The sequence below is a fragment of the Streptomyces soli genome (assembly GCF_003999195.1).
Taxonomy (GTDB): Bacteria; Actinomycetota; Actinomycetes; order Streptomycetales; family Streptomycetaceae; genus Actinacidiphila; species Actinacidiphila soli.
Map to the genome: position 1 here is coordinate 1 of NZ_RJVR01000390.1, position 2,808 is coordinate 2,808.

Genomic DNA, 2,808 nt, shown 5'->3' on the forward strand with positions numbered 1-2,808 from the left:
CGGTCGCGTACGTGCCCAGCAGGCGGGCGAGTTCCGCCGGCGGAAGCTGCCCGGCCTCCGCCCAGTGCCGGGTATCGAGCGCGTCCCACGACGGGATGCACAATTGCACGCACATACGCTCGGAGCCCTGCGCCGGGCGGTAGATCCTCGCCCACGGACCGAACCCGCGCTTCGTCAGCTTCCAGTCCGCCCGCGCCAGCTGCTTGATGACCTTGTGGCCCTCCGGCAGCCGCCCGGACAGGCGCTCCTCCTCGGTGAGGTGGAGCGGCAGGCCGTAGCGCTCGCACGCGGCCTCGGTGAGCACGATCAGCGGGTCGGCGTCCTTCCCCGGCCCGCTCAGCTTGGGCGCCCCCAGCTTCGCCTCCGACAGCGTCCAATCGACCAGGGCCGGAATGGACTTGGCAGACACGTCCAGGACAAGGCCGCCAACGCAGTACGCCGACACCTGCCCGTCCTCGACGTCCACGACCGCGAGCGGGCCGTTGGCGAAACGCGGGTCAGCGGCGGCCGGGGCGGGCTTGGGCGTGGCCTTATTCGCCGCCGGACGCCGCGACGTCGACGACGGCCTGGTCGTGGCCGCCGTACGGGACGAAGCGGAGGTAGGGCGCTGCGAGGTGTTCTGTTCAGTAGTCACGGCCGCAGCATCTGGGGCCGGGCCTGTGGACAGAGGACGCGCTTTTGCGGGCTCGGCCTCGCGCGGGGCAGGCGCGGAGGGGCCGGTGACCGTCTGGGGTACCGCCGTGTCCTGCGCGGGCCCTGTGGTGTTGGCGGGGTAGAGCTCCGCGAGCTTGTCCAGCAGCCGGGCGTACGCCTCACGCTGCGGCGGCCGCGGTTCGGTCCTGCCGCTCTCCCACGACACGACGGTCGGCCGGCGCACCTCCAGCGCCTTGGCAACCTGTTCCTGGGACAGGCCATGGGCCTTGCGCAGCCGGACCCGCTCTTCGGGCGGGGGCAGCGGCGACTGCCCGACGATCAGGGCATCGACCGCGTCAAACAACTCGGACATGGGCACCTCCTGCCCCACATCCTAGCTTGAAACGAACATTTCACGTACGGAATAGCGAACATTTCGCGTACATTTTGGGTTTTGAGGCTCCTCCTGGGCGACGACGGCATGGCTGACCCACGTGATCTCTCGCAGCTGTCCGGTCTCGGCGAAGTCCGGGCAGTCTCAGAGATCTCCGGGCACCCGCCCCGACGTCCCGCCCAAATCCGGGCACGATCCCGATATCCGTGCCGGTCGCGAGCGCCGCAGCCCTCCCGGACCGGCGTACCGCACGGGCGGTTACCCGGACCTCTTCGGGACGCCGGACGCACTGGGCGTCTCACTCAAGTCCGGGTACCGCAGGTCGAAGGGGATGCCGTACCCGGAGATATCTGGGACCGGACAGCAGCGGAGGTTGAGCGTTTCTCAGCGAAGGCTGGTGACCGGCACTTCTTCTCACCGATGGTTAAGCGCGCAGGTCGGATCAGAGCGCTGCGTCGAACGCCGGGAAGAGGAAGCCGCTGCGACTCCAGTCGCACGCGGCTGTGTCGCCAATGCCCACACAGAGCCTCTGCATGCCTCTGACCTGGGGCGTATCCCGCACTCAACGTTCGGTGAGAACGCTCAACCTTCGCTGCGAGAGGTCACCACGGCAGGGGGCCGGGCGGCTGCCAGCATGATCCGGTCACGCCTGCCGACAGCGAACGCCTCGTACAGACATGGGATTTGACGGCTCCGGCCGCTCGCGTGGGATGGGTTGAAGTGGAAGGCGGCTGTCACTCAAAGGGGTGATGACCTGCCCAGTCCCGTCGCGTCACTTTCGTCGCCGCGCGCCACGCGCGCTACCCTGTTCGTACAAACGTTTGAGACATGGAGGGGTGTCCACAACGAGGCAGCAAGGGCCAACGGAGATCGGAGGGCGTCATGGGGTTCACCCACCTGCACGTCGCGTCCGGTTACTCGGCCCGGTACGGCGCCTCGCACCCCGAGCACCTGGTCCGGCGGGCGGCCGAGCGGGGCATGGGCTCCCTGGCGCTGACCGATCGGGACAACGTCACCGGGATGGTGCGCTTCGCCCGTGCCTGTGCCGCGCACGGGGTGCGGCCGGTGTTCGGCGTCGACCTGGCCGTCGCGCCCGCCGACCCGGCCGATCCCTCCCACTCCCCCGCTGCCGCGTCGGGCCGGCGCCGTACCCCGGTGCGCGGCGGCGCTCATGTCGTGGAGCCGGCGCTGCGGGTCACGCTGCTCGCCCGGAACGGTGCCGGGTGGGGGCGCCTGTGCCGTGTGGTGTCGGCTGCGCACGCGGCGGCCGACGGCGGGGCTCCGGTCGTCTCCTGGTCGGCGCTGCGCGAGTACGCCGGTGAGGGGCTGACTGTCCTGCTCGGCCCGGCGTCCGAGCCGGTCCGCGCACTGTCAGCAGGCCGCCCGGACATCGCCGAGCGCCTGCTCACCCCCTGGCGTGAGCTGCTTGGAACGGCGCTGCGGCTAGCGGCTGGGTCCGGCAGGGACGGGCACCACGGCGCCTCGGCGCAAGGTGCGGCAGGCATGGCAGGGCTCCCTCAAGGGTCGGGTGCGGCCCGCCGGTCGGCCGGGCCGCAGCGACCGTGGAGGAGCGCGGGGTTAGCCGCGCAACCGCTGCCGCCCCGGCCCAGGGATCCCCGCGCCCCTGGAGTCGTTTCCGTAGGTCGGCATATGGCAGTCGGGGTAACACGTCCGATTAGGCCCTAGTGCAGCGATTCATAAGTTCTTCGGGGAGTGCTGACTACGCTCAGTGCTCCCCGAGCGCGGCGAGGTGGACACCGCACGCGCAGTCCAGAGCCTCT

Annotated in this window: 1 protein-coding gene and 1 pseudogene; one reads left to right on the plus strand and one right to left on the minus strand. The window is 70.5% G+C overall.

Annotated elements, in window-relative coordinates; translation table 11 throughout:
• On the minus strand, positions 1–1,006 hold a 1,006-nt coding region (locus EFK10_RS46075; RefSeq protein ID WP_164836487.1), incomplete at its 3' end, for a helix-turn-helix domain-containing protein.
• A gap of 903 nt (positions 1,007–1,909) precedes the next feature.
• On the opposite strand from EFK10_RS46075, the pseudogene EFK10_RS46080 reads away from it, so the two are divergent.
• Positions 1,910–2,557 (plus strand): annotated as a pseudogene (locus EFK10_RS46080) (PHP domain-containing protein); the annotation flags it as partial.
• Between the last annotated feature and the right edge of the window lie 251 nt (positions 2,558–2,808).